The 19211-nt window shown below is 62.2% G+C and carries 17 protein-coding genes and 1 tRNA gene; 9 read left to right on the top strand and 9 right to left on the bottom strand.

The genetic code is table 11. The annotated features are described in order from the left end of the window. Positions 1-138: 138 nt before the first annotated feature. Together LCY71_RS00900 and LCY71_RS00895 are read left to right on the top strand one after the other, a co-directional pair. Positions 139-525 (top strand): DUF5820 family protein, encoded by a 387-nt coding sequence (locus LCY71_RS00900; RefSeq protein WP_225334487.1) that lies wholly within the window; start codon positions 139-141, stop codon positions 523-525. A 72-nt stretch (positions 526-597) separates the two neighbouring features. Beyond that, the gene (locus tag LCY71_RS00895; RefSeq protein ID WP_225334486.1) at positions 598-1050 is read left to right on the top strand and encodes a UPF0179 family protein; all 453 of its coding nucleotides are present in this window, start codon (positions 598-600) and stop codon (positions 1048-1050) included. A gap of 106 nt (positions 1051-1156) precedes the next feature. Here LCY71_RS00895 and LCY71_RS00890 read toward each other — a convergent pair whose 3' ends face one another. Then, complete coding sequence (locus tag LCY71_RS00890) at positions 1157-1942, bottom strand: M14 family metallopeptidase (protein WP_225334485.1); 786 nt, start codon at positions 1940-1942, stop codon at positions 1157-1159. Between the two features lie 231 nt (positions 1943-2173). Between LCY71_RS00890 and LCY71_RS00885 the strand changes: the two genes are divergently transcribed. Continuing rightward, complete coding sequence (locus LCY71_RS00885; protein WP_225334484.1) at positions 2174-3277, top strand: zinc metalloprotease; 1104 nt, start codon at positions 2174-2176, stop codon at positions 3275-3277. Positions 3278-3281: 4 nt separating this feature from the next. On the opposite strand, the gene LCY71_RS00880 is transcribed toward LCY71_RS00885, so the two are convergent. After that, complete coding sequence (locus tag LCY71_RS00880) at positions 3282-3761, bottom strand: DUF309 domain-containing protein (RefSeq protein ID WP_225334483.1); 480 nt, start codon at positions 3759-3761, stop codon at positions 3282-3284. Between the two features lie 231 nt (positions 3762-3992). On the opposite strand from LCY71_RS00880, the gene LCY71_RS00875 reads away from it, so the two are divergent. Continuing rightward, complete coding sequence (locus LCY71_RS00875) at positions 3993-5150, top strand: tyrosine-type recombinase/integrase (protein ID WP_225334482.1); 1158 nt, start codon at positions 3993-3995, stop codon at positions 5148-5150. A 3-nt stretch (positions 5151-5153) separates the two neighbouring features. Here the strand turns inward: LCY71_RS00875 and LCY71_RS00870 are convergent, their stop codons facing one another. Continuing rightward, positions 5154-5423, bottom strand: coding sequence for a hypothetical protein (locus tag LCY71_RS00870; protein ID WP_225334481.1), 270 nt, complete (start codon positions 5421-5423; stop codon positions 5154-5156). Positions 5424-5425: 2 nt separating this feature from the next. Next, on the bottom strand, positions 5426-5794 hold the full coding sequence (locus LCY71_RS00865) for an SWIM zinc finger family protein (protein WP_225334480.1): 369 nt from the start codon (positions 5792-5794) through the stop codon (positions 5426-5428). 378 nt (positions 5795-6172) lie between these two features. On the opposite strand from LCY71_RS00865, the gene LCY71_RS00860 reads away from it, so the two are divergent. Next, complete coding sequence (locus LCY71_RS00860; protein WP_225334479.1) at positions 6173-6415, top strand: hypothetical protein; 243 nt, start codon at positions 6173-6175, stop codon at positions 6413-6415. An 870-nt stretch (positions 6416-7285) separates the two neighbouring features. On the opposite strand, the gene LCY71_RS00855 is transcribed toward LCY71_RS00860, so the two are convergent. From LCY71_RS00855 to LCY71_RS00840, 4 genes are read right to left on the bottom strand one after another with little or no spacing between them, the layout of a single operon-like run. Further along, the gene (locus LCY71_RS00855) at positions 7286-7675 is read right to left on the bottom strand and encodes a DUF8076 family protein (protein WP_225334478.1); all 390 of its coding nucleotides are present in this window, start codon (positions 7673-7675) and stop codon (positions 7286-7288) included. Between the two features lie 2 nt (positions 7676-7677). Then, a complete protein-coding gene (locus LCY71_RS00850) occupies positions 7678-10425 on the bottom strand; it encodes a DUF1156 domain-containing protein (RefSeq protein ID WP_225334477.1) in 2748 nt (915 codons plus the stop codon). Between the two features lie 9 nt (positions 10426-10434). Then, entirely contained in the window at positions 10435-11352 is a 918-nt protein-coding gene (locus tag LCY71_RS00845) for a hypothetical protein (RefSeq protein WP_225334476.1), read from the bottom strand. Next, entirely contained in the window at positions 11345-14176 is a 2832-nt protein-coding gene (locus LCY71_RS00840; protein ID WP_225334475.1) for a hypothetical protein, read from the bottom strand. Before LCY71_RS00840 ends, LCY71_RS00845 begins: the two co-directional genes overlap by 8 nt. A 300-nt stretch (positions 14177-14476) precedes the next feature. On the opposite strand from LCY71_RS00840, the gene LCY71_RS00835 reads away from it, so the two are divergent. From LCY71_RS00835 to LCY71_RS00820, 4 genes are all read left to right on the top strand, one after another. Next, positions 14477-14560, top strand: a tRNA-Leu gene (locus LCY71_RS00835). A 149-nt stretch (positions 14561-14709) separates the two neighbouring features. Next, positions 14710-14904, top strand: coding sequence for a hypothetical protein (locus LCY71_RS00830; RefSeq protein ID WP_225334474.1), 195 nt, complete (start codon positions 14710-14712; stop codon positions 14902-14904). 70 nt (positions 14905-14974) lie between these two features. After that, complete coding sequence (locus LCY71_RS00825; RefSeq protein WP_225334473.1) at positions 14975-15790, top strand: inositol monophosphatase family protein; 816 nt, start codon at positions 14975-14977, stop codon at positions 15788-15790. A gap of 303 nt (positions 15791-16093) precedes the next feature. Beyond that, positions 16094-17245, top strand: a complete 1152-nt coding sequence (locus LCY71_RS00820) for a DUF63 family protein (protein WP_225334472.1) — start codon at positions 16094-16096, stop codon at positions 17243-17245. 92 nt (positions 17246-17337) lie between these two features. Here the strand turns inward: LCY71_RS00820 and LCY71_RS00815 are convergent, their stop codons facing one another. After that, positions 17338-19116 carry a YcaO-like family protein gene (locus tag LCY71_RS00815; RefSeq protein ID WP_225334471.1) on the bottom strand — a complete coding sequence of 593 codons (1779 nt, stop codon included), beginning with the start codon at positions 19114-19116 and terminating at the stop codon, positions 17338-17340. Positions 19117-19211 lie beyond the last annotated feature (95 nt).

Genomic DNA, 19211 nt, shown 5'->3' with positions numbered 1-19211 from the left:
CCGCATGCGTGGTCCGGGAGAACCCCCGCACAGCCCGCGATGTGGCGGGCCCACGGCGCCGGCGCTGGCGACGCCGTTTATATGCCAGCTATCGAGTCCGACCGTCGGACTCTTTTCGCCTGCACACGCAGGGTCCGTATGAGCCTCGACGACGCGCCCCGGGGGTGGCAGGTCTGGAGCAACGAGCCCGACAAGGTCGTCCTCGCGTACCGGCCCGACGTCTTCGACGGCGGCGACCTCCCGCCGCAGTGCATGCCGACCATCTACCTCACCCGCGGGCGGCGGGACCGACGCCCCGGCGGACAGCGAGCCGGTTCGTCGTGGTACGTCACTCTCTACCTGGAGCCCGAGATCGACCGGGAGGTCGGCTCCTACCGCACCCGCGCCGAGGCCCTCGACGCCGCGACCGACGCGGCCGCCGAGTTCGACGCCGGCGGCGTCGACTACCGCGATTACTACCAGGTCCCCCGGGAGGACTACCTCGACCGCCTGGACGAACTGACCGACCGCGACGGCGATAACTGAGCCGTCCCGACGGCCGGAACCGGTCGACCCCGGGAGCCAACGCTTAATCACGCAGGACGCCTAGACGGGGCCATGACCACCGTCACGCTCGTCGGGACCCGCCTCGCCGAGCCCGGGACGGAGTTCGTGTTCCACGGCGAGGCCAGCGGCTGCGAGGGGTGCCCCTATCGCGACCAGTGCCTGAACCTCACCGAGGACCGGAAGTACCGCGTCGTCGACGTCCGCGAAGGGGGCCAGACGCTGGACTGCGCCGTCCACGACGGCGGCGTCCGCGCGGTCGAGGTCGAGCCCGCTCCGATTCGAGCCAACGTGGCCGGCAAGTCCGCCTTCGCCGGCAGCAACGCCGCCCTCGAGGGCCCCTGCCCGCACACGAACTGCCCCAGCCACGAGTTCTGCGTGCCCGACGGGGCCGACTTCGGCGAGGAGTACCGCATCTCGGAGGTCGTCGGCGACCCGCCACACGACCACTGCGCGCTGGGCCGGGACCTGACGCTGGTCGAGTTCGAACCGCCGGAAGAGGAGTGACGCCAGCACCGTCGATCGGTATCCCTCGTACGGACTGTCGTCGGTCAGTACCGGTGACCGCCAGACTACGGGCGGTCGAACCGGAGCACAGCCACGACAGCCCGTATCACAGCGTCCCGACGCGCTCGGCGGTGTACCCGAACACGTCCTCGTAGCCCTCCGGCGACATCAGCACGGGGTGGAAGGACTCGTCCGCCTCGATCGGATCGCCGTCGGCCGCCGCGAACGCCTCGCCCGCCGCGACCTCCTCGAAGTTCGTCGCGTACACCTCGTAGACGTCCGCCGACTGCTTCGTCACGGGTCCGCCCAGCCCGAACACCGGCAGTTCGTCGCGCTTGCGCTCTGCCTCGCCGGGGAGGGCGTCGACCGCCCGGAGGAACTCCCGGGCGACCTGCACGGCGTTGTCCTTCGCGGCCTCGGAGCCCTGGTAGCCGCACTCCACCTCGATGGCGTCGGGGACCGACGCGAAGATCCGGCCCTCGTAGTCGGCGCCGGCCTCGACGACGGCGTCGACCGACAGGCGCGGGCACGCCGACCGCGCCAGGTCGTCGATCTCGTCGACGATGGCGAACATGTCCTCGTAGGACTGCGTGGTGTGCAGCGCCAGCGTCGTGCAGTCGCCGACTGCCTCGGCCAGTTCAGCGGCCAGCCGCTCCTCGTGGGCGTCGGCGTCGCGCGATCCCGGGAACGACCGGTTGAGGTCGGCGTCGAGGTACCGCTCGCCGGCCTCGCCGGCCGCCTCGTTCGCCACGACCAGCGCCACCGGCCGCTCGACCGGCGGCCGCTCCGCCAGCAGCGTCTCGACGGCGTGGACTCCCGCCGGCTCGTCCCCGTGTATGCCGCCGACGACGGCGACCTCCGGGTCGCCCTCGCCGAGCGTCTCTATCCGCATGTCGACACCGTCGGCACTAGCCGCTCATAGTCCGTACGGTTCGAATCCGGTCGGTCGGCGCTCCGGGCACGGGACCCGATCGACGTATAGCGCCGCTGTCAGTCGGCGTATCAAACCCTGATATCGAGGGGACGCGCTTATCCGTTCGTACCCGACTACCTGCCGGTCATGTCCCTCGTCGGTCATCTGAAGCACTCACGTATCCCTCTGTTGCTCGTCGTATTGCTCACGATGACGGCCTCGACGGCCGTCGCCGGCGTTCTCGACTCTGACGGCGACGGCGTGGGCAACGCCGAGGAGCTCGTCGGCCCGACCGATCCGATGGACGCCGACACCGACGGGGACGGCCTCGACGACGGTGCCGAGACGGCGAACGGGACCGACCCGACCGCGGTGGACACCGACGGCGACGGCCTCGACGACGGTGCGGAGGTCCACGAGCACGGGAGCGACCCCCTCGCCGCCGACTCCGACGGCGACGGCCTGAACGACGCCCGGGAGGTCGAGGTCGGGACGGATCTCCTGACGGCCGACACCGACGGCGAGGGGCTGAACGACTCGGTCGAACTCGCGGTCGGTACCGACCCGACCGCGGCGGACACCGACGGCGACGGCGTCGACGACGGGCGCGAACTGGACGAAGGTCTGGCGCCCGACGACGCCGACACGGACGGGGACGGCCTCGGCGACGCCGAGGAACTGCGCGGCCCGACCGACCCCACGGCGGCCGACACCGACGGCGACGGGCTGGACGACCTGGCGGAGCGGGAGAACGAGACCGATCCGACCGCAGCGGACACCGACGACGACGGGCTGACGGACCCCGAGGAGCTATCGGGGGAGACCGACCCGACCGATCCGGACACCGACGACGACGGCGTCGCGGACGGCGACGATCCGATCCCGACGCTGCAGTCGCACAACCCCTACGAGGAGGCGCGACTGGAGGTCGAGATAGCGGAACCCGAATCCGGGGCCGAAGGCAGCGTCGAGCACGCGATGGACTTCTGGAACGAGCGCGTCCACGCGGAGCGGACGCCCTACGAGGCCCGCCTGCAGTGGGCCGCGGAGAGCGACGCCGGCGAAACCGTCGACGTGCGGGTGTACTTCGTCGACGACGTCCAGCAGCAGTGCGGCACGTCCTCGGAGGGCAGCGTCGTCGGGTGCGCCCCGCTCGTCGAGGCGAGCGACGTCCCGGTGCGCGGCGTCGTGCCCGTCTACGTCGAGTCGGGACTGACCAGTTCCGACCGGGACGGCGTCGTGACCCACGAGTTCGGTCACGCCATCGGGCTCGGACACGACGCCGACTTCGACGTGATGGGACCGTACCTGTAGCCGGCTAGTCGAGCGACTCCGCGTACTCGAAGTCGACGTCCCGCGCGAGGGGTTCCTCCCCGTCCAGGCGGATCTGCCACCCGTGGAGTTCGGTCGGATCGTTCAGCGCGTTGGTCAGCGTCGTCCGCACGTCTAGCAGGTCGACGCCGTAGTAGTCGTTCGGCACGCCCTGGAGGTACTGCAGCGCGGTTCTGAACAGGCTTCGCATGCCGTCGTCGTTCTCGAAGTCGAAGTGCTTGTACGCGCCGGCCGCGACCTGGACCATCCCGTGGAGGAAGGCGCTCTCGGTGCTTCCCGTGCCGTAGTTGTACCACTCGTCTTCGAAGCAGTCGTGGGACTCGTGGAACTCCCCGGCGTTGTAGAGTCGCACGCCGTGGACTACGGCCCGCCGCAGCGTCGCGTGCTCCCACTGGCCGTCCGCCCGCCAGCCCGTCGGGTCCCCCGCCGGCGGCGCGACCGAGGGGTCCCGCGTGTGCTCGTCCATGTCGCCCCCTTGCCGGTCCACGGGGGAAACCGTGTCGCCAGTGGGTCGAGTCGGAACGCTTTACACCGCCGCCGGCCGACCGTTCACCCGCGTGCGAGGGTAGCCAAGCCCGGAAACGGCGGCGGACTCAAGACGCGCCTACCGGCGCGTCGGACGGGTCCGCGCCCGAAATCAAGACCCTCGCCTTCCCGAAACTCTCGATTCTGGACGGAACGCGGGCGGAGACAAACCATGTCCCGCGAGTCCGATTTCGTTTCCAACATCGGCGAGCAGTCCGACGTACAGATTCCCTTCCCGCTCGTTCCCGATGAGTCGGCGAAGATGCTGAACGAAAAGCAGGAGTTCGACTACCGAAACCACCGGGAAAAGTTCGCCCGGTGGCTCCTGCGAGAAGGGAAAGAGCCGGATGAAAAGATAGGATACGCAGAGGCCACAGCGAAGCGGACGATGTACCGTTTGGGTCTGTTCGAGCGATTCGTCTGGAAGAAAGAAGATGAGTACGTCGCCGTTCCGACGACAGACCACGCGGATTCCTTCATCGACGCCGTCGCGTACTCTGACAAGAGCCAGTCGCACAAGAAGAAGTGCCTCACTTCGGTCAAGCGATATTTCAAGTGGCGACACTGCGAGTACGATGAACCCGACTGGGACCCGGACCAAACGTTTAGCACAAACAACTCTCAGCAACCGCAGGACTACCTCACGAAAGGCGAACGCCAGGAACTCCGAGAAGCGGCTCTCGAATATGGGACCATCCCCTCTTACAGTACGGTCAAGTGCAAAGAGGAACGCCGTGAGCGCCTGAAACCCTACGTTGCTGAACACACCGGAACGCCGGTCGAAGAACTTGGTGTAGACGACTGGGAGGAAAACGAAATCCCGAGTTGGCGGTACACGTCGATGGTGTGGGCTAGCCTGGACGCAGGGCTTCGTCCCGATGAGGTCGCCAGCGCGAAAACGTCGTGGGTTGACGTCGAGAATGCCGTCCTCCGTATCCCGAAAGAAGAGTCCTCGAAGAACTTCGACAACTGGGAAGTGAGTCTCCGAACGGATACCGCGCGGGCACTGGAACGCTGGATGCACGAACGGAGCCACTACCCGATGTTTGACGACACGGACCAGTTGTGGCTAACCACTCACGGGAACCCGTTCACACCGCGGTCCCTCCGGCGGCTCCTGCGTCGCCTGTGTGACCGCGCCGGCATCGAGTACGAGAACCGGCGGATGAGTTGGTACTCGATTCGCCACTCGGTCGGGACCTACATGACCCGCGAGGAAGACCTCGCAGCGGCACAGGCACAACTCCGGCACAAGAGTCCCGAAACGACGATGAAATACGACGCCGCGCCGGTTAGTGACCGCCGCGACGCGCTCGACAAAATGGGCTGACTGCTATCTCGTTCCCCACCGGGAAATCACGCCCCCGATGACGGCGAGCAGTAGGCCGAAAGCGACCTTCTGACCGCCACCATCATAGGGGTTGTCGGGACACTCAATTTCCCGCGTGTCGCCGATAGTGCTCCCGCAGTCGTGTGTCTGCTGGCTCCACTCCTCGGCGGCTTGCATCTGGTTGTAGCCACCATAGCCCGTCCCTGCGCCGACCACGACGAGCACCACACCGATGACGAGGGCGAGGGTTCGGAGGAGGTTGTTCCCGAACATCGTTACACCTCCCTTGCCTCCCGCTCCTCACGGTCGCAGTAGCAAGGGAAACAGGGCAACTCGTCGGCGTCGGGACCGGGACACCACTCCTCGCCGTTTGGGCAGGTATCCGGCTCGTCGGCAGAGGCTTCGACCGCGACCGTCCCGCCGTCGGTCTGGAGCATATCGGCGGCAGTGGTCGCTCCGCTCGTGGGAGTATCCGATGACGCCGGCGCGGGCGGCTCGTAAGCGACAGCGGCTTGCAGAACGGTCGAGCCCCCGACCGTCGCCAGTGCGACCTTGTGCTTACAGTCCGGTTCCCTGTGCAGGTCAGCAGGACACTCACACTCGGCAGGGACTGCAACGCCGTCCCGCTCCTCGACGCCGACCACGTATACGTGGTCGTCTTTCTCGAAGCCGTAACTGGCGTTCGTGACCTCGACTTGATGGGGGCCGACGACGGTGAATTCCCATGCTTCCTATCCGACCCGCTTGGCCGTCTTCGGGCCGAAATCCAGTTGTTCAACGATACGCTTTTCAGCCGTAGATTCGTTTTCTCTCATGGTCTTCGGGGCAACGAAGACCACCCGTCCGGTGTTCCAGCACCGGGCGTTTTCCGCGAGTTACGCCCCAGGGACGGGTCGTCTTCGTATTACTACCGTTGGCGGTAACAAAGTTAAAACTACCGGAAATCGGCCTTAGCGCCCGTACAATGAAGGTTACTACCTCTAACGGTAAGAATTAACTTCGACCGGAGATTGTTTTGGTACATGAGCGACAACTCAAAGCCGGGGCGAAAGCCCCGAGTGACGGATGAAGAGATTCTCCAGTTGTTTCAGGAAAGTAGTGACCCGGTCCTTTCGACTGATGAAGTAAAAGAAGAATTACCAATCGGAAGAAGTGCCACCTACAAGAGACTTTCATCCCTCCGCGAAGAAGGCCGACTCAACGGGAAGCAGATTGGCGGGAAAAACACGGTGTACTGGCTACCCGACTCAGAACCCACGGGGTAAGTTGTTACATCAGCGAGGGGGGTGTGGGGTTGATTTGTTGGTAAGTCGGCTCGCGAATTGAACCCGATTTTGTCTGAATTTTCGGGGTTCTCGTACCCGATGTTTAATTGCATAGACTGGTGGTGAAAAGTGTCAGTATGGACGGTTGGCTCACGCCGCCGATTTGGCTACTATTAGCGCATTTGGAAACCCAGTGTATGGACGGTGTCAGAAATCCAGGGTTGAACAACGAGTAGAGTAGACGGTTTAGACAATTGTCGATGTATCGGCCGTCCCCACAGGAGAAACTGGGGGAGATGTCAGATGTTTGTAAGGGGGAATACAAGGGGGTTAACCCATGGGTGGTTACCAGAGGGGTGACGACACTAATGGGAGATACTCAAGAGGTGGCCGCACTAACCGTTCTCAACCCTTTTCGAAATCCACCCAACGGTCTCGAACACGGTCTCGGTCCCCGGTTCTCAATACACCGTAGACTAAACGCGTTCCAGAACACGTGTAAATACCTCGCGGCGTCATCGGTGCTAGTCCCGTTTAGTCTAAAACGCTCCTATTCAACGGTTCAGAGCCCACGAACAACCACCCACAGACTTCCGTAGAGAAAGCCATACAGACTACGTCGTTGTCCAATCTGGGAAGGGCCGATTCAGCGAGGGAAACCACTCGGTCACGTTCATGCGCAGGCTAGACACGTGAGCCGCGACCACACCGCTCTCAAGCGGTTTCTTCGAGGTGGTGAAAGGGATACATCCTCTCAGAAAAGAACCTCTCAGAAACGGCCTCAGAGCGACGTGAGTGACCTAACGGGAAAACCAATTTAGGGGTCCAGATTAGCCCTGGTTTTCCACAGATGTCGAAAATGGGGTATCCCTATTTTCGGGCTACCGCATGATTGGGACCGACGGGATTCGGCTCTTCAACGAAGAGATTCCCGATGGGTAAGTAGACTGCTTCACCGCCTCGTTCGATACGAACAGTGAAAATGTCGTCATCCACCAGTTCGCCATCGAAAACGAACTGTATCGCCTTCGGACCGCTAAACGAACCACTCTCACGCAGAACGTCGCGGAGTTCTCGAACGGCGTCATCGAGTTCGCCTTCGTCGGTCTGGTAGAGGAGGTCTTCGAGACCGGTCACTGTGAGGCGAGGGGGAAGTGAACCCTCTCCTGCGAGCCGGCGGAAGAACGCTAACGCCGGCATCTCCTCCTGGGTGTCCTCGACCCGGTCCGTGACTAGGTTGTAGCCTGCGTTAAGTGACATAGTCAGAATTGTGCCAAGTTCATCTCCATCACGTTCTCATAGCGGTCATCCCCAGTAGCGTCGGCCAGGAACTCCGCGAGGGCTTCGAGGTCGTCATCTTTCCACTCGTTGAGGAACTCAGAGGTATTCTGGTCCGTCTTGTAGAGATGATAGAGGTATTGAACCTTGTCGATGTCCAGCAGTGCATCCGACTCTGTTTCGTCTCCTCCGAGCGTCTGCTGGACGCCGTCTCCGTTCTTGCTAAGTTTCCGTTCAATGTGGTGAACTCGCTCGTCAGCGGGGACCGGCTCTTTCCGGTCACGCGGGCCTTTCACGAGGTTCTCCTCTTCGAGTTCACTGACGTTGAGATTCTTGGCGAGGAGTTGCTTGTTGAGGTCGTCGTATCCTTCGGGACCGCGTTGGACGAATGCGGCGTATGCTTCGCTCACCGAATCAATGCTCGCGGGGAGATTGACCGACCCCTCAAGAACCTGCTCGATGATGGAGTCAACGGTCTCCAGCGCCTCGTCAATCCCGGCCTGTTCGCCTTCGGAGTAGACGTTCGGGTAGTATCGAGAGTAGTAGTACATACACTTCCCACGGAGAATGACTCCGAGGTCGGCCTTCGAGAGGTCTTCATGCCGCTCACGCTCTTCGGCGGCCATGTCCTGCAACTCGAAGAAGAGATTCTGACGGAGTTCCGTGAGAGTAATTTCCTCGTCTGCTTGCTCCTTGTTGGCGTAGATGAGGATGTCGTACTCCGCGTTGTCGAGTTCGGAGATATGAGGATTGTTCGGCATCTCCGACTGAACAGGGTAGGCACCGGTCACCGTGAAGCCACTCCTGATGAGGGCCTCCAGAATCACGGACCACGCTTCGTTCTCATTGTGATGGTACGTGAACACCATCTCACCGTCTTGTTTCAGAACGCGGTGACACTCCGAGAATACGTTAGCGAGCGACTCCACAAAGAACTCTTCATCCTTGTTGGCACTCTTGTTAGCGACGATTTCTCGGGCCTTCGGAACTAATTCAGGCTGGAACTCATCATACTCTTCTTGAAGACACTCCCGGAGCCAAACGTAGAAATAGTCGGAGAGTTCCGAATACTGGACATTGTCATAGTACGGTGGGTCTGTAATGACGTAGTCCACCGACTCGTCCTCTTCGTCCATCCGTTCTGCTGTTTTACAGTCTAGACCCGCAACGCGGTCTTCAGCAATTGATTCCGTTTCAACATAGAACTGTTCTACATTGCCTTTTTGTCGATTCTTGACTTTCTCGAAAGGACGTTCACAGTATTGCTTCGCCTCATAGACCTTGTCAAAGAAGTTCTGAACCGAAGATATATTACCCGCCCCGTTTAGCGGATTAGGTTCAACTGGCTGGGGTTTCGGAGCGAAAGAATGTCTCTCAAAAACACTAATCCCCTTAGAGTTGCCCGTATGCCACCGACAAAGTTTACAGTTGTATTCTAACGATGCGGAGATTGTCGTAATCAAGAACTCTGCAATGTTCTCTGAATCAGCGTGTTCAAAGTCTTGTTCACGTGTCTTTCGTGCTTTATCAAATAATAATCCAAAGGTCAACAGATGGCGATTAGTGAAAAGGTCCTGGAAGTGAATATAGTTATAATTGTTTACAATACGGTCTGTTTCGTCCCCTACTGGGATTTTTTGTTCCGGAATTGGGAGTTTATCACGGATATTGTCTAACTTTTTCTGTGCTTCTTTCACACGTTGACGGTCGGCCTCATCAAATTCCTTGATACGTTTGTTCCCTTGAGGGTCTAGATATTGGAGTGCAAATCTGTCGAATTGTGGCTTTTCGTCGCGTCGTTGAAGGGTTTCCTTGACGTCATGTTTGTGGCCGTTTGAGCAAGTGTACTTCCCGTACCCGTATGTCCCGTCATTAGGGTCAAACTCGGAAGCACAGTTCGGACACACTTCGTTTCCATCTTCTGAGATAGTTAGGTCCGGCTCCTCGTCACTATCCATCCCTGTGAGAATCTTTACCCTGCCATCAACGAACTTGACCTCGTCTCCCTCATCGAGTCCTTTACTGCGGTCCTTGAGTTCGATGATACGGTCGTCACAGTCCTGATTTGGGCAATAGAGTGCACCTGGACGAGTCTTCTTTGTCTTAGCCAGTTGATAACGTGGAAAGAGTTGGACTTCCTCGTCGCAAGTCAAACAGGGAATCCGCTGTGACTGGAAGTAATAGAGCACTTCACACTCTTTTCCAGTCCGAGGGTCAATGGTGGTATAGCAGTTGATGTCCTCGTCTTCGCCGAGACTCGCCAGTTCTTCTCTTGTTTCCTTTAATATCCGGTCGAATTCCTGTTCTAGAACGTCGAGATTGACGTCGTCCATCGACTTTTTTTCGGTCCACCATGCAACCGGATTGAGTTCGTATCCGGTAACATCCGCTCCCAGTCGGTTCATCTCGACAAGGGTTGTCCCTCCTCCTGCGAAGGGGTCAAGAACAGTCACGTCGCGGTCAATGTGCTCATCATTTGGATTGATGTTCTTGTCGTAGGAGTCGAGATACAGGCCGTCGTGGCTCCCACTAGACCGCTCGGTGAGAATGTTGTCCTTCGTAATTGTATCGTCGGTCAGTGCCGCAAGACCGAGACAGCGGAAGGTTGAGCCGGGACGGCGTGCCCACCACTTGTGAAGCGAATAGATGGGGCGGTACACGTCACGGCGGTACGTCTCTTTCTCGGCCAGTTCGTCCATCAGGTTCAGCGGTAGTTTGTCCCAGGTTTCCATGATTATCTCTTAGGTACTAATTCGCAGGACAGGGGTCATGCACTCCATCAGACTGAAGCCCCCGTGTTTGATTCGCTTCGATGCTCCGCGCTTAGTCGGCGTGTAGTACCCCTTAACGGCGTAGTACCCACCGACCCGCTCGATGACACCGGCGTCTCGGAGTTGGTCGAAGGCATAGCCGTCTTCGACTTCTTTGAAGCGACTACTGAACTTGTTCTTCAGAGCCTCCGCATCGCTGTCCGAGAGAACGTAGGGATTTGTGTCGTGAACGTTGACGTAACCGTGGTCGCTAGTCACGAGGAACTCCTCGTGTACGCTCTCGGTCACGAGGTCTTCGAGCAGGCCCTTGACGTCCTCGTAGATGTCGGTCATCTCCTCGGAGGAGTAGTGGCCCTTGAACGAGTCTTCGAGCCGACGGTCGGGGTGACGAGTCCAAACGAATTCGGGGTTCGTTCCAGGCAACTGGGGTACATCCAGGTCGCCCACGAATCGGTAATCGTCTCGGTTGACTGCGGAGGGGCTGTGGGCATCGAACCACTCCCGACAGATGAACTGAGTCTCTGACGGAAGGCGTTCGATTCCTGCCCAGTCTAGCGTGACGTCCCACCCGTGCGTCTCCGGGAGGTCACGCATGAGTTGGAACCCTTCGCGGAGACTGAGAGCGTCCATGATGACGCCACAGCCTGAGTCGAGATTCTTGATGGGATGGTCACCCATCGACGCTTTCAGTTCGTCATACAACTTAGGTTCTTGCCGACTCAAGTGGTGCTCCAGCGACCGGGTCCTATACTCAGCGGCGAGATTCTGGTCGGCCAGCGCGTCTGTCTGTGACCAAATACGCCGAAGACACTCGAACGTCCCTTCCAAAACTGACTCTCTCCGAACGAGTTCAGCGAGTTCGTCCGCCCCGTAGAGTTCGTCACTCACCTTTCTCGACCTCCAGCCAAACCTCGAACGAGGCGTCATCGGGCACGTCCAGCCGGAGCAGAACTTCGTTTAAGAGGGAATCCCGTGACAACGGTTCATCGGGGGAGATTGTCAGGGTTTCATCGACCTCGACTTGGTCGGCGAGACTGTCGGCGTCAAGACCACGGCTCGCAACACCGTCAGCGGTCAACGTTCCCGTGTAAGAGAGGTTCACGGTATGAATCGTCCACTCAATTCCGAGTTCACGCTCCAAACTGTCGATGAGGCTCGGCTTGTCATCAGCGTCCAACTCGCCCATCACCGGGAACCGCGAGGTAGTCGAACCTTCGAGGTCTTCCTCCTCGAACGTCTCTACAAGGGTCGAGGCGTCGCCTCCCTCGACAGTGACGTTCCCTTCTTTGATGTCAGAAGCGTCAAACTCGAAGCCACAGTCACAACTCGTTCCCTGTAACTCGTCTCCGCACTGTGGGCAAGCAAATACTTGTCCCGCTCCCGAAGCAGTTTCGCCGGCCTCATCGGTTCCTGAACTCGTCTCGACTCCACCAGAGGAACCGCCTCCACTGACTCCGCCGGTGGCCGTGGCATCGACGGTGATTGTAGTGGTCTCGTCGTCATCGTCATCCTCGACTGTCTGGACGTAGTCCTCGTGAACAAGGACAGTATCGCTACCTATACTCCCGACCCGTTCACCGAAGTACGAACCGGCCTTGATGACTTCGTCCCGACAGAGGGATTGGATTGCGTCTTTGAGTTCCTGCTCCTCGGTGAGTGTCGTGTACTTAGTATCCCGGTAGAAGTCGTTGAGAAGGTGCTGATACTGTATTCCGCCGCCTTTCGCGTCCTCAACTGCCTCCTTAACCTCGGAACGGACTTGACTACTGTCGGGCCTGATTTCCTCGATGGTGGCCGTGTAGAAGTCCATATTTCCACTCACAGAGATGTCCTGTGGGACGAGACCGCGTTCGGTAGAGGTGTGGACAGTTCCGAACTTGTCACGAACTCGGTCTCGGAGGTTCTGATAGTTCTGATTGTGTATGTCATCGAACCCGTCGGGAAGAACCTCCTCCTCTCGGTCTAGTTCCTCACCAGCAACAACCTTCCGGGCAAGTTCCCTGATACCGCTGTTCGAGTCAACGCTAGAGCGTTTCTGTGGCGAAACGAGTACGAGCGTGTTGTTGAACTCGCGTTCCTGCCCGGTAGTGAGGTCCTCGAACTGCTGATTGTATGCCTGTTGGCTCTGTTTGGCCGACAATGAGACGACGATTTTCAGGGTCTTGTTGTCTGGGATGTCCTGTTCCGTGTTTACGGGATTGAGAATATGGACGTTGTTGTGCCCGTCGAACAGGTCATCGGTGATGAGCCGCTCAACACGGTGGATTGCTGTATTCTTGTGGATGTCCTCAGCCTTCTTCTCGATGCGGGCCGCCGGGTTCTCGTCGGTGTCGAAGGCGTATTCCCCGTTGATGCGGAAGACGTGCCATGCGTGCCCGAAGAGGTCCTCGGTGAACGTCTGGATGATTTCGTGGGCGTTCTTGCCCTTCCGCATCGTCCCCATGAGCATCTGACGTTTGTTTGCTCCCTCTTCTCCGCCCCGGGCGAGACTGTGAAGGAGAACGATGTTCAGGAGTTCCTCGATGTGCGGCTCAAAGGTCTTCTCTCCGCCCCGTTCATCGGACGTTGCCTCGCCGAGGCGGTGATAGTCGTTCAGATACTTGCTAACTAACTCCCCGTCGATGAAGCGGAACCAACCGGTGTACTCGAAGACGTCGATGTCACCGGTTAGGATGAGGTCTACCTCATGGAAGTTGTCGGCGAGAATCTCAGTGAGGAGATGGAGGAGACCGCGAGCGTCCTGATGTCCCTGCTGTTCGGAGAACTTGTCCATCAGGGTATCCAGAGCCAGCGGGTGGAAGGGATAGTATTGCTCAATCCTGTCCTCCATGTCCTGGTAATCTGAAAGTTGAATCTGCCCGTTGTTCCGATAGACGTCAGTGTACTCTTGCGCCAGTGAGGCGAGTCCATCGGGGTCCTTCACGTCACCGACGAGCCGATGAAGAAGGAACCGAATCTTCTCATCCCGACGGCGGGATAGGTCGTGACGGAACGGGTTCGTGCGTGGGAGAATCGCTTCGACGTCTGCCTCCTCGAACAGGAGTGAGACGAAAACTGTGAGCGGGGTATCGTCACGGCCAGCCGCTTCGAGAAGATTCTGAAGGAAGCCGAGATTGTCGTCACGATAGTCAGAACGGCCACTCATACCGAACCACCGCTCGAACTCGTCAATGAAAACGGCTGTCGGCTGGTCTTCGAGAGAATCTCGAATTTCGTGAACCCCGGGCGGGTCTCCTTCTTGCCACTCTTCGATGCCCAGGTAGTCCCCAACAGCGACGTGTAATTTGTCGTAGTCGCTGTCTAGATTTAGCATCTGGAGAGCGGCGGTCTGTGCCTCGGACGGGAGTGAGGCTTCGATGTCGTTCTCTGCTAACCACTCTTCGCCGATTCCGGGCGAAGAGAGTAGGTGGTACAGAACGAGTTCGATGTGGCTCTTACCACTCCCGAACTCGCCGCCAATGATGTGTGCCCCTTCTGAAACGCTCGTAGTGGAATCGAATTTCTCTCCGGTCCGTTTGATGATTGTTTTGAGTGTCTCGGTCGGATAGGTGATGTTCAAGATGCGTTCAGCGTCCTGTTCAGGCGATTCCCGGCTGTCATAGAGGTTGTAGAGGCTAACCTCATCGAGAAGGTTGTCGGCGGTGATTTCACCGCTCTCGGTCTGAATTTCTTCAGCCGGGGAAATGTAGTCAGAGATTACGCCATCTGCCATATACCCCCAATGCAGATTGTTGTCAGTTAGTCTTTCCGACGAAGTCCCGGCAAAGTGGGCCGGGGTTTACGCTCGCGCCGGCTCATCGAGTCATCTCCCCGATTCCAGTATTTTCCACGCGACCCAAACCACCGGCTCGCAGTCTCGCGGTTAACAACACACGGTCAGAAACGACAGGTGGAAAGGAGTCCGACAACCCGGGGAGTTTAAGATAGCGAAGGGCAAAAATCTCGGTGCCCGCTTCCCGGAATCGAGATACAGGCCATGAGAGCCTGTAAGGGCACAACTGACAACGTGCGTGCGAGGGTAGCCAAGCCCGGAAACGGCGGCGGACTCAAGATCCGCTCCCGTAGGGGTCCAGGGGTTCAAATCCCCTCCCTCGCACTGCCTCGCAGTGCGGCAAGACGGAGCGTCTTGCCCTCGCAAACCTCTGCGGCGTAGAATCAGTTGAGAGCCACAGGTGCTGGAAAAACGGGTACTGTTGACCGAAGATCGACCCAGAACTTAAGCGTCTTTCAGTGCTACGTGCACACATGGCAACCGATCAGTCCGAATCGGGCGGCCTGGAGGTCCCTCCGCTGGAGAACACCGCGTACTTCGCCATCGAGACGGACGACGGCTACGTCCGGATCGAGCAGTCGCTGGGCAATCAGGTGCTGTACACGCCCGAGGAGGCGCGGGACATCGCCGACTCCATTCTCGAAGCCGTGGCCGACGCGGAGGACTGAGTCGGACCGCAGTCGCCGATCCGCTATCGGGAACGGCACGCCTTTTGTCGCGGGTCCCCGAGCGATCGCTATGACGGACGCACACCACCGGGCGGCGATCGCCGAGCGCGCGGCGCGGGCCGGCGGCGTCGTCGCGCGGGAGGGCTTCCGCGCCGACCACGCCGTCGAGACCAAGGACAACAAGAACGACCTCGTGACGGAGCTCGACCGGGACTCCCAGCGGCAGGTGGTGGCCACCGTCCGCGAGGAGTTCCCCGACGACGCGTTCGTCTGCGAGGAGGACGCCGTCCGCGACGACGGCGCGAATCTGGTCGACGACCTGCCCGAGTCGGGCCCGGCGTGGATCGTCGACCCCATCGACGGCACGACGAACTTCGTCCACGGGAGTCGCACCTGGGCGACGGCGGTGGCCGCGGTGGAGGACGGCGAGCCGGCCGCCGCCGCGGTCTACCTCCCCTCGCAGGAGGAACTCTACGCTGGCGGCCCAGACAGCGCGACCCGCGACGGCGAGTCCCTGTCGGTCAGCGACCGGACCGATCCCGAGATCTTCGTCGTCGCGCCGGTCGGCTGGTTCGGCATGGACGAGCGCGACGCCTTCGGCGACCTCTGTCGCGCCGTCGTCGAGCGGTTCGGCGACATGCGCCGCATCGGCTCCTTCCAGGCCACGCTCGCGCAGGTCGCCGACGGCGCCCTGGAGGGGCTGGTCTGTCCCAACGCGACGCACGCCTGGGACACCGTCGCCGGCGTCCACCTCGTCCGCGAGGCCGGCGGCACCGTCACCGACGTCGACGGCGACCGCTGGCGACACGACAGCGAGGGCCTGGTCGCCTCCAACGGCGAGGCCCACGACGCGCTCGTGGAAGCGGCCCAGGACGCACTGGAGTGATTGAACAACTGAACAGGTTCGAGGACTGGCCAGTCCACGCTGGGCGGGACGGAGCGGAGGCGACGCCTCCGCGAGGGTCGGAAGGCGCGAAGCGCCTTCCGGGACTGAAAGGGGCCACTCGCCCGGCGTTCGAGACGACGCAAGCACGAGAGTGAAACGAGCGCGCGCAGCGAGTCGCAGTAGCCGAGCGAGCGGGGGGTTTCTGGCCGCTCTCGTCGACGACTGCAGCAGTGGTGTCAGATCGAGTGACTACCGAGGCTAGCGACCGGAACGCTGAAAGTGGGTCGTCTCGGGAACACGGACATGGAAACCCAGGACGTGCTAGGCGACGTCGACCCGCTGCGGGGGTGGCTGGTGGCGTTCGTCGCGTTCGTCGGCGTCGTCGCGGCGGGGGCGGCCGCGGCGCCGCGGCTCGTGTGGGACCGGTTCCTCTGGCAGTACTTCTGGGGGCCGGTCGCCGCCGACGCACAGGCGGCCAACTGCGCGGTCCGCGAGGGGTCGACGGTCAACCTGCTGTACGACGCGAGCGCCTGTGCCTCGGCGCAGGGCGGCGACGCCGTCTACGCCGAGCCGGGGTACACCCTGGTCTCGGAGGTCGGCTACATGGTCGTCCTCGTGTTCATGCTGATCGGGGTGTACTTCCTGCTGGAGAAGTACGACCTCGCGCGGAAGCTGTCGCTGTACTACGCACTGGTCCCGTTCATGCTGCTCGGCGGGACGCTGCGAGTGGTCGAGGACGCCACGGACGCCGCGGTCGGCGCGGGCGTCGACCCGGCGCTGCCGTACCCGTGGAACTCGCTGCTGGTGAGTCCGGTCATCTACTTCGTGCTGTTCGTCATCACGCTGGGCGCGCTGCTGGCAGTGCGCCGACTGGACTCGGCCGGGCTGGTCGACGACGCCCACGGCACGCTGACGCTCCTCGGGAGCGCGCTGCTGGCGGGGTCGCTGCTGTACCTGCTCGTCCTGGCGCTGACCCGCGAGTACGTCAGCCTGTACCCACAGATGCTCGTACTGACCGTCGGGCTGGCGACGGCCATCGCCTACGGCGCCTTCCGCCTGATCGACGCCCGTTACGAGCACGTCACGGCCGCGACGGGCTGGGTGAGCTTCTTCGTCCTCTGGGGGCACGCCATCGACGGCGTCGCCAACGTCCTCTCGGCCGACTGGCTGCCGGCGATCGGCATCCCGCTACAGTACTACGCCAAGCACCCGGCCAACCGGATGATCATCGCCGCCACGGAGACGCTCCAGCCGGCCTCCCTGAGCGCGGCGATCGGCACCTCCTGGCCGTTCCTCGTCGTGAAGATGGTCGTCGCCACGCTCGTGCTGTGGCTGTTCACCGACGAGTTCGTCGAGGACAGCCCCCGCTACGCGCTGGTCCTGCTCGTCGCCGTGACCGCCGTCGGCCTCGGGCCCGGGACCCGCGACATGGTGCGGGTGACGTTCGGGATCTGACCGGCCGGCACCGACGCTCTCCGCTTTTCTGCCGTCCCCGTTAGGGGAACGGGCGATGGGGCCCCGTTACGGGAACGGGCGATGGGGCCCCGTTACGGGAACGGATGATGATCGCGGTCCAGCCGCGGCTCGAACCCGAGGTCGTCGGGCACGCGCTCGGCCCGTTCGCCGAAGAACGGGTCGCCGAAAAAGAGCGGCTGGGCGTCCGGAACCAGCACGCGCACGGCCTCGAACCCGAGCAGCTCCAGGTCCCGCGTCGTCGTCCGGGTCGCGTAGGCGTCCAGCCCGGCCGCCGAGAGCCGGTCGACAAGCGCGTCTAGGGCGGCCCCGCCCTCGGGCACCTCGTCGGGCCCGACCGAGTCGGCCGGGATGGTCTGCGCCGGGTCGACGAACGCGCGGGCCGCCTCGGGGAACTCGGCGTACTCGCCGATGGCGCCGCTCTCCTCGGCCGCCTGCTCGGGCCCCATGCTCCGGAGTTCCGTCCAGTTCTGGACGGCCTCCTCCAGCGCGCCGCGGGCGGCCCGCGCCGGGTCGAGGTCGGCGGCCGAGCCCACGGCGAAGCGGGGCCAGTCACCCTCGCGGCTCGCGTGTCGCTCACCCTGTTCGCTCCCGCTCGCTCGTTCCGAGGGCTCGCTTCGCTCGCCCTCGCGATGCACCGCAACTGCAACCACCGGAACGTCGACGTCCTGCGTCAGCAGCAGCGGCGTCGCTTCCAGCCCCTCGGAACGCGCACGGGCCGCGAGCGTCTCGTAGCCCTCGTCCTCGACGGCCAGGCCCAGCGGCTCGTAGGTCGAGTACCACGACAGCATGGCAGCGTCGCGCTCGATCACCTCGGTCAGCCCCGACAGGAGCGCGTCGACGCCCGACGACCCGAGGCCGAGGCCGGTCGTGACAGCGGGCCGGATATCCCGGGAGCGCGGCGGGTGGAAGACCAGGTCCGCGGGGACCCAGTGCTCCGCGCCCGAATCGAGGTTCTCCGCGAGGACCCACTCCAGTTCGCCGTCGGGAGCCTCGCCCGGCGCGACGAATCGCGACGGCTCGACGACCGCCGCCAGGTCGTCCGCCGCCGCGGTCCGTGCGTCGCTCTCGTCGTAGACGCCGGCGGCGTACCGCTCGAAGGACTCGCCGAGCGCCTTCATGAACGCGCTGTCCCAGTCGACGGCGACGCCGGCGGCCTTCCGCGGCGCCGTGGCGTCGCTGAACCCGGACGTGTCGCAGAGCTCTGCGAGGTAGTACGGCGCCGGGTAGGAGTGCGCCTCGCCGACCTGCTGGACGATGCCGGTCCGATCGTCGAGCCCCTGCTCGGCGAGGGCGAGCGCCGTCTCGACGTCGACCGGGTCGTCGTCGCGGCGGGGCAGGTGGTCGCGCTCGCCGCCGCAGCCACAGCCGGGCAGCGGGAGGAACCGTCGCTCGGCGTGCGGCACCTCGATGACGCGGCCCAGCGGCGCCGCCTCCTGATCGCCCTCGAACATGGCGACGACGCGGCGACCGGCGACGGCGCCCGCCAGTCGCTGGGTCGGCCCGTCCGGCGCCGGCACCGGCTCGGACTCGTCGTCGACGTTCGACGCGACGCGCCCGCGCAGGCAGTCGTAACACTCCCGGCCGGGATCGAAGCCGGCGACGGCGACGTCGACGACGGGATAGCCGCCGACGCCGCCCAGTTCCACGGCCAGCCACGGCGTGCTCGACTCGCGGGCCAGTTCGTTCACGCGGTCGAAGGCGTCGGCGCCGATCCGGTCGACGACGACGGCCGCCCGGGCGGAGTCGATAGCGGACGCTCCGCCCTCGACGGCGAGGTCGGCGTCCGAGAGCGCGGCCAGGGCGGCCTCCGCGGCCGGCCCCGAGCCGACGAGCGCAACGTCGGTGTCCATACCGCTCCCGTGGACGGACTGCGAGAAAAAGGCCGCGGGCTCATACTGCCGGCTGTGACATCTCGAAAGTACTCGCCACCACGGAGTGGCGAGTA

The sequence above is a fragment of the Halomicrobium urmianum genome, assembly GCF_020217425.1.
Taxonomy (GTDB): domain Archaea; phylum Halobacteriota; class Halobacteria; order Halobacteriales; family Haloarculaceae; genus Halomicrobium; species Halomicrobium urmianum.
This window is presented reverse-complemented; position numbering and strand designations above follow the sequence as displayed.

What these genes read in the sequence shown, in the direction of transcription:
- LCY71_RS00825 (WP_225334473.1), top strand. Translation starts at nt 14,975, where the DNA reads ATGACGGACGCACACCACCGGGCGGCGATCGCCGAGCGCGCGGCGCGG.
- LCY71_RS00870 (WP_225334481.1), bottom strand. Translation starts at nt 5,423, where the DNA reads ATGTTCGGGAACAACCTCCTCCGAACCCTCGCCCTCGTCATCGGTGTG.
- LCY71_RS00880 (WP_225334483.1), bottom strand. Translation starts at nt 3,761, where the DNA reads ATGGACGAGCACACGCGGGACCCCTCGGTCGCGCCGCCGGCGGGGGAC.
- LCY71_RS00855 (WP_225334478.1), bottom strand. Translation starts at nt 7,675, where the DNA reads ATGTCACTTAACGCAGGCTACAACCTAGTCACGGACCGGGTCGAGGAC.
- LCY71_RS00900 (WP_225334487.1), top strand. Translation starts at nt 139, where the DNA reads ATGAGCCTCGACGACGCGCCCCGGGGGTGGCAGGTCTGGAGCAACGAG.
- LCY71_RS00860 (WP_225334479.1), top strand. Translation starts at nt 6,173, where the DNA reads ATGAGCGACAACTCAAAGCCGGGGCGAAAGCCCCGAGTGACGGATGAA.
- LCY71_RS00815 (WP_225334471.1), bottom strand. Translation starts at nt 19,116, where the DNA reads ATGGACACCGACGTTGCGCTCGTCGGCTCGGGGCCGGCCGCGGAGGCC.
- LCY71_RS00850 (WP_225334477.1), bottom strand. Translation starts at nt 10,425, where the DNA reads ATGGAAACCTGGGACAAACTACCGCTGAACCTGATGGACGAACTGGCC.
- LCY71_RS00840 (WP_225334475.1), bottom strand. Translation starts at nt 14,176, where the DNA reads ATGGCAGATGGCGTAATCTCTGACTACATTTCCCCGGCTGAAGAAATT.
- LCY71_RS00885 (WP_225334484.1), top strand. Translation starts at nt 2,174, where the DNA reads ATGACGGCCTCGACGGCCGTCGCCGGCGTTCTCGACTCTGACGGCGAC.
- LCY71_RS00890 (WP_225334485.1), bottom strand. Translation starts at nt 1,942, where the DNA reads ATGCGGATAGAGACGCTCGGCGAGGGCGACCCGGAGGTCGCCGTCGTC.
- LCY71_RS00820 (WP_225334472.1), top strand. Translation starts at nt 16,094, where the DNA reads ATGGAAACCCAGGACGTGCTAGGCGACGTCGACCCGCTGCGGGGGTGG.
- LCY71_RS00895 (WP_225334486.1), top strand. Translation starts at nt 598, where the DNA reads ATGACCACCGTCACGCTCGTCGGGACCCGCCTCGCCGAGCCCGGGACG.
- LCY71_RS00830 (WP_225334474.1), top strand. Translation starts at nt 14,710, where the DNA reads ATGGCAACCGATCAGTCCGAATCGGGCGGCCTGGAGGTCCCTCCGCTG.
- LCY71_RS00875 (WP_225334482.1), top strand. Translation starts at nt 3,993, where the DNA reads ATGTCCCGCGAGTCCGATTTCGTTTCCAACATCGGCGAGCAGTCCGAC.